The 6,292-nt window shown below is 46.3% G+C and carries 5 protein-coding genes; 1 reads left to right on the forward strand and 4 read right to left on the reverse strand.

Features of this window, described 5'->3' with window-relative positions; genetic code table 11:
- Nucleotides 1–8 precede the first annotated feature (8 nt).
- The 4 genes from NG792_RS06525 to NG792_RS06540 all read right to left on the reverse strand — a co-directional run bounded on the left by NG792_RS06525 (nucleotide 9) and on the right by NG792_RS06540 (nucleotide 6,010).
- A complete protein-coding gene (locus NG792_RS06525; RefSeq protein WP_261200718.1) occupies nucleotides 9–359 on the reverse strand; it encodes a DUF3040 domain-containing protein in 351 nt (116 codons plus the stop codon).
- Nucleotides 360–971: 612 nt separating this feature from the next.
- Nucleotides 972–2,222 carry a response regulator gene (locus tag NG792_RS06530; protein ID WP_261200719.1) on the reverse strand — a complete coding sequence of 417 codons (1,251 nt, stop codon included), beginning with the start codon at nucleotides 2,220–2,222 and terminating at the stop codon, nucleotides 972–974.
- A gap of 42 nt (nucleotides 2,223–2,264) precedes the next feature.
- On the reverse strand, nucleotides 2,265–4,409 hold the full coding sequence (locus NG792_RS06535; RefSeq protein WP_261200720.1) for a CHASE2 domain-containing protein: 2,145 nt from the start codon (nucleotides 4,407–4,409) through the stop codon (nucleotides 2,265–2,267).
- Nucleotides 4,410–4,633: 224 nt separating this feature from the next.
- Nucleotides 4,634–6,010, reverse strand: a complete 1,377-nt coding sequence (locus tag NG792_RS06540) for a CHAT domain-containing protein (protein ID WP_261234894.1) — start codon at nucleotides 6,008–6,010, stop codon at nucleotides 4,634–4,636.
- Nucleotides 6,011–6,023: 13 nt separating this feature from the next.
- Between NG792_RS06540 and NG792_RS06545 the strand changes: the two genes are divergently transcribed.
- The coding region (locus NG792_RS06545; protein ID WP_261234895.1) for a hypothetical protein at nucleotides 6,024–6,292 on the forward strand (269 nt) is incomplete at its 3' end.

Below are 6,292 nucleotides of genomic sequence, written 5' to 3' on the forward strand. Positions count from 1 at the left end.
TGTCGCCTCTATTTATTGGGTTTATCTGAGCCAAAAAAAAGCTGGTAGGCAACCCAAGCGATCGCCCCAACAATCACCACACTCGCCAGCATCGTTCCCACCCGGACAGCGGCAAAAACCCCCACCACCACCAGAGCATACTTCCCCACCCGCTTCAGTTGTCTTCCCCAGCGCTGGATCTTCGATTCTCCAGATTCCTCTTTTAGGGTTTTATACAGCGGAGGTTCGGCTTTGTATAGCTCCATCTCCATCTCCCTGAGTCGGAGCGATCGCTCTCGCTCCGTAATTTCGCGTTCTCGCTCTGCGAGTTCCTTTTGCCGATTTTGCTGTTCTGAGCCTGAGTTACTTTTGGAATTCATCTGCCTTCACCCTCTCTATACAATGGGTTCTAAGCCTCCCTTGAAAAAGTTTACCTCTAAATGAGGCAATTTTTCCGCCTCCATTGTACGCCTCTCTCCTCACTCCTGGCAAGGTAGTCCCCTTTAGAATTTTCGGACAATAGATTTCGGGAGTTTTATCGAGAACCCGCATTTTTATTGGGGGATTATCTTTTGTAGCACAATCCAGACCGCCGTCTGTGATTTTAATCACAAAAGCTGACTGTTTGTTCGAGCATTTTATTAGTTTAATATCACCGCCGTCAACCCCTCTATAATTTAGGGAATCGTACTGGACTGATGCTGCTAAAGATAATCCCTGCTATGGATTCACTCAAGTGAAGAAAATGCCCGCCTTACGATCGCCAAATCACCAGAATTGCCTAATTGAAGGGAGGTGAGCTCATCCCAGCGATCGCCTACGAGTATGGGATTCAATCCAAATGGCAAAAAACCGGCTTTCTGCCCCCAAGTTGCTGCTAATCGCTACAGATTTTGTGCAGAAACGTAGTTTGTAACCCATACTCTGGGGGAGGACAAGGGAGTGCCTTGTCCTTCGGGGAGTTGGAGTGGGAGGGACTGGGAGGCGATCGCCTATTTCATCGGCAGTTCAATAATAAATTCTGCTCCCTGTCCTGGGGAACTCACACAACGTAATTTTCCCCCATGATTGTCAGCGATAATTTGATGACTGATATATAATCCTAAGCCGGTGCCGGTACCGACGGGTTTGGTAGTATATAAGTATTCAAAAACTCGGCCCATCACTTCCTCACTCATGCCCGGACCGTTATCGGCAATCGAAATTGCTACGCGATCGCCCTCAATGGGGTAAGTGCGAACGGTGATGATATTCGGCTGGTTTTTCATCATTTCCGCCCAATCCCGTCCCACACTAGCCTCATCAAGGGCATCAATGGCATTCGCAATTAAATTCATAAACACCTGATTCAGTTGTCCCGGATAACAAATCACCGGAGACAATTCTGCATAGTCTTTTTTTACTTCAATAGAGGGTCGGATTTCACTGGATTTTAATCGATGTTTTAAAATTAAGAGAGTGCTATCGATACCATCATGAATATTAAACGGAATTTTCGTAGTCGTATCCGACCGGGAAAAGGTCCGTAATGAATTACTTAAATAACAGATACGCTCACTGCCCTCTTTCATAGAGGCAATCACTTCGGGAACATCATTAACAATATATTCTAAGTCAATTTCGTGAATTTTTTCAGTAATATCTTCTCCGGGTTCGGGGAATTTCCCCTGATAAGACTGGATCAGTTCGATGAGGCCATTCATATAATCTTCGGCAATTTCAATATTACTAGCAATAAAACCCACGGGATTATTAATTTCATGGGCTACCCCTGCCACTAATTGACCCAAGGCGGTCATTTTTTCATTTTGGATCATTTGAGTTTGAGCATCCAATAATTTTTTGCGGTCTTCCCTAAGTCTTTGGACTTGCTCTAATGCTCTATTTATGGTAATTTCTAAATCCTCAAAATCGATGGGTTTAGTCAGAAAGTCAAAAGCCCCCCGATTCATGGCGGTTCTAATATTTTTCATATCGCTGTAAGCGGACACGACCACGGTTTCTATGCTAGAGTCAAGTTCGCGGATTTTTTCCAGTAAGGTCAGGCCATTCATTTGGGGCATATTAATATCGGTAATGGTGACCTTAATTTCGGCCTCCGACTGTAAGGCTTCCAGGGCTTCTACCCCATTTCCTGCAAATACAAATTCATATTGCTCTGAGCGAATTTGCTTGCGAAATTGCCTTCTAATTAATTTCTCAAAGGAAGGCTCATCATCTACAAATAAAATTTTGGGTGGCATAGCTTACTCCGATTATAGGGATTAAATGGTAAATTGAAGGGGTTAGTTAGAGGGGTTGGTTGAGGGTAAGATGATCATAAATTCCGTATGATTTCCGGGGTGGCTATTGACCTCCAGCTGTCCGCCATGCTGTCCAACGATGGTTTCATAAGTTAGAGATAAACCTAAACCCGTGCCTTCTCCCGTGGGTTTAGTGGTAAAAAAGGGATTAAAGATTTTATCCAGGATGTCCTCGGGAATCCCCGGACCATTATCTCGGATCCGGATTTCTACTCCGGGGTCCCTCGCTGGTTCCGTGGGGCGATCGCCGCTGGTACGGGTTTTTATGGTGAGGGTGGGGCGATATCCATCGGGATCAGCTTGGTATTTTTCATAAAGGGCATAACAGGCGTTATTGACGAGATTGAGAAAGGCACGGCTCATATCCTGGGGTACAATATAGATCTCACTGATTGCTTCATCATAATCGGTTTCGATCGCAATCGAAAAATTCGGGTCTTTATTCTGGTAACTGTGGTAGGCTAACTCAATGGACTCACTTAAGATCGAATGAAGATTAACCCGCGATCGCTGACCTCGTTCAGCCTGAGACAGCAGCAGCATTCCCTCGACAATTTTTTCTATTCTTTCTCCATGCTGTTTGATATCCACCACGCTATCTTTTAAATCAGTCAAAGTTTCATTCAGGTATTCTACATCTAAGTCTTCTAAATTACCCCCGGGATTATCCAGTTCTTCTATCAATTCTTCGGTTAAATCTACGGAAATCGAAGCAAAGTTATTGACGAAGTTGAGAGGATTTCTAATTTCATGAGCAATCCCTGCGGCTAAAGACCCCAAAGAAGCCAATTTTTCCTGGGCAATCATTTGTTTCTGAGCCGCTTTTAACTGTTTTAGGGTGAGTTTAAGCTGTTGATTTTTCTCTCGTAATTCCACCGTGCGCTGTTCGACTTTAACCTCTAAGGTGCGGGAATACTCTTCAATTTGTTTATAGGACAACTGAAGGTTTTCTAACAGGGTATAGCCAATAGTGGCGATCGCTGACCCGATTAAAGCTAACAAGGGCGGAACCAGGGGAATCCACCAACTGAACATAAACGCACTATAAACACTGGCAATTAACACAAAACTAGCTAGGGAAATCATCACCCCAGTCCGGGGAAAAGAGATATAAGGTAACCCTTTAATATCTCTCCACTGACAGGTAAATCCAGCCCCAACGACCCCCCACAGAAAAATCCACACCCATTCTACTCCCTCGGAGGCCGTGTGAATTGTCGATTCACCCTCTAGGGCCGCTGCAATCAGATGACTGGTAAGATTTGCATGAATTTCTATCCCCGCCATCGATTCCGGAATGCCAGATAAAGTATTACTATAAGGCGTTAAGGAAAAATCTTTCAGACTAATGGCCGTCGAACCAATTAAAACGATGCGATCGCGCATTAAATCTGAGGGAATTCGATTTTCTAAAACATCCATCAAAGAGACACTTTCAAAACTTCCTTGGGGTCCGCGATAGTTTAATAAAATTTGATATCCTTCATCGGAGGCGCGGACGTAACCGCCATCATAAGCACTAAAGGGAGAAAATACAGTCTGGCCTAATCCGATGCGAATCTCATCTTTCATCTGGGGAGCAATCCCTTCTCCCTCCAGATAAATCATGGCTAACTTAAATGCCAAGCTAAAGACGAGCTTGCCCTCTTCATCATTCAAATATAAAAACGAACGACGAATTTTATTATCCATATCCCAAGGAAAATCATTAGCCCCCACCTGATCGAGGCGCTCCAGAATGGGGGATGGTGCAATCTCCGCTTGCTGTTGATTTCCCACTACTTTGCGAATTCCAATCAAATTTGGGGTCGTTTCAAACAGGGTTTTTAATCGTTGATACCCCGCGTCTACGGGCAAATCCCGATAGATATCTAAGCCGATCGCGTTGGGTTTCTGGACCTTAATTTTCTCTAGTAATTCGGCTAGGACATTATCCGGGATCGGCCAGGTTCCTAAAGTAGTCAAGTCATTTTCGTTAATTCCCACAATCAAAATTCGGGGGTCTGGGGGCTGCACAGGCCGAAGTTGAAATAATAAATCCAGAGTTGATAATTCTAGCGCCTGTAATAACCCACTCATTCTCAGCAAAATCGCCAATCCCGCTACCGTCGGAGCGAGGATTGACACTCGGCGCCATTCCCAAATTTTTAGCTTAACCTTGGCCCACATATAGCGCATCTAAATGCATTGGACAATTCCTCAACGGAGTAGGAGCATCTTGCTCCCTACTACAGCAAAGGAGCAAAATACTCCCACTCCTGAATTCTAGGGTCATCATGATTTAGACTCGCCATAGAATTAAAAATTAAGACCGCCGAGAAATTCAATTCTCCATTCCTAATTCTTAATTCCTACCAGGGACTGCCAATCATCGTAAAGCCCGCCCAGTAATAGGGGTGTCTTAAGTCCCGATTTCCCAGGCGTGAAAGCTCCGGCGGGAGTTCTACGTTTCCGAACGACCCGACCAAGGCCCCATTTTCCAGATGCACCGTCCCGCCAATCATAGCGATTTGTGCCCTTCTCAACGCCTCTGCCTTAATCGGTGCCGATCGCAAGTTTTGGTAAAACTCGCTCATCAGTCCCAAGGTCCCTGCATCATTGGCGTACCAAAGACTGGCTACGGCTGATTTAACCCCGGCTTGCACGGCTAATCCAGCAAAGCCAAATTCAGCCTCTAAATCTCCGATCGCCGTGCGACAGGCGGAGAGCACCAACAATTCTACGGGAGGATCGTTCCATTTTAACTGCTGCATCCGATCCAGGTGTAATTTTTCCCCCCATAACTGGAGGTAGGAGTTATCCCTTGCTCCTGAGTTAAATTGGCCGTGGGTCGCTAGGTGAATGATCCCGAACGGTTCTTGTCCCCGCAGTTCTTGCAATTTATCCACGGTAACGGCTTCGTTCAGGAAGGCTGCACCGGGCCATAATTGATTAACAATGGTATTAATTTCCACCGGCACTGCGGGTAACGGATATTGGTCAGAAAATTCTGACAATCCCATCGCTAACACTTCGGTACTTTTCCAGTTGCTATAACGGGCATCGGTTAAATGCAGGCTGGGAATTAAGGTAAGGCTATATTTCTCTACTAAAAACTGCTCCCCATCATGTAAGGCGGCAATCGGGAGCATTCGCAATCCCGCATCCATACTAAAAATTGTCGTCTCAATTCCCAACCGTTTGAGGTCGGGTTCTAACGGGGCAATGATCCATTCATAGAGTTGCTGGGCCGGTGCTAAATAACTCGTGGTCCGCCGTCGGGCTATATTGCCAATCTCTCCCTGCAAACGCTGTATTTCCTGGAAAAGAACCGCTTGGTTAGCTTCCGGAACGCTTTTGTAAATCGGTTTACCAACGGGAGGGATTAAGACTAAATCTAATTGCTCATTTCGAGAAAAAACATAAATCAGCCCAGCATTTTTGCCGGTCAGGGTTTCCATCTCCCGCAGTTTATTCTGGATGGTCTCAAAGGATAAATAAGGGAGATTAATATTCTGCCCTAAATATTCCTCAAAGTCTTCACTAAAAACGCGATCGCCCATTTCAATCGCCAGTTCTATTTCACCGGCATCGAGCAGGCGATCGATGTCGCTGCGATTGTTTAACTGGATAATTGGCGGTTGACTCAAAATATCCGAATCAGTCTGCTCATTGCTTTGTTCGAGTCCCCTTGACCCCATAAACCGATCGCCCAGGGAGGGTGTCCAAGGATAGCCCGTTTCGCTCAAGGAGGGAACATCGATGGGCGCGGGTTCTGCTGGAACTGGGGAGCCGATCGCCGGTTCCGGTAAGCCCCCTGATCCCGGAGTTTGCGGTTCGGCTACAGGAATTGGCGCGGGTTCGGCTACAGGAATTGGCGCGGGTTCGGCTACAGGAATTGGCGCGGGTTCGGCTACAGGAATTGGCGCGGGTTCGGCTACAGGAATTGGCGCGGGTTCGGCTACAGGAATTGGCGCGGGTTCGGCTACAGGAATTGGCGCGGGTTCGGCTACAGGAATTGGCGCGGGTTC

This window comes from Laspinema olomoucense D3b (genome assembly GCF_025370785.1).
GTDB lineage: Bacteria > Cyanobacteriota > Cyanobacteriia > Cyanobacteriales > Laspinemataceae > Laspinema > Laspinema olomoucense.

What these genes read in the sequence shown, in the direction of transcription:
- NG792_RS06525 (WP_261200718.1), bottom strand. Translation starts at nt 359, where the DNA reads ATGAATTCCAAAAGTAACTCAGGCTCAGAACAGCAAAATCGGCAAAAG.
- NG792_RS06530 (WP_261200719.1), bottom strand. Translation starts at nt 2,222, where the DNA reads ATGCCACCCAAAATTTTATTTGTAGATGATGAGCCTTCCTTTGAGAAA.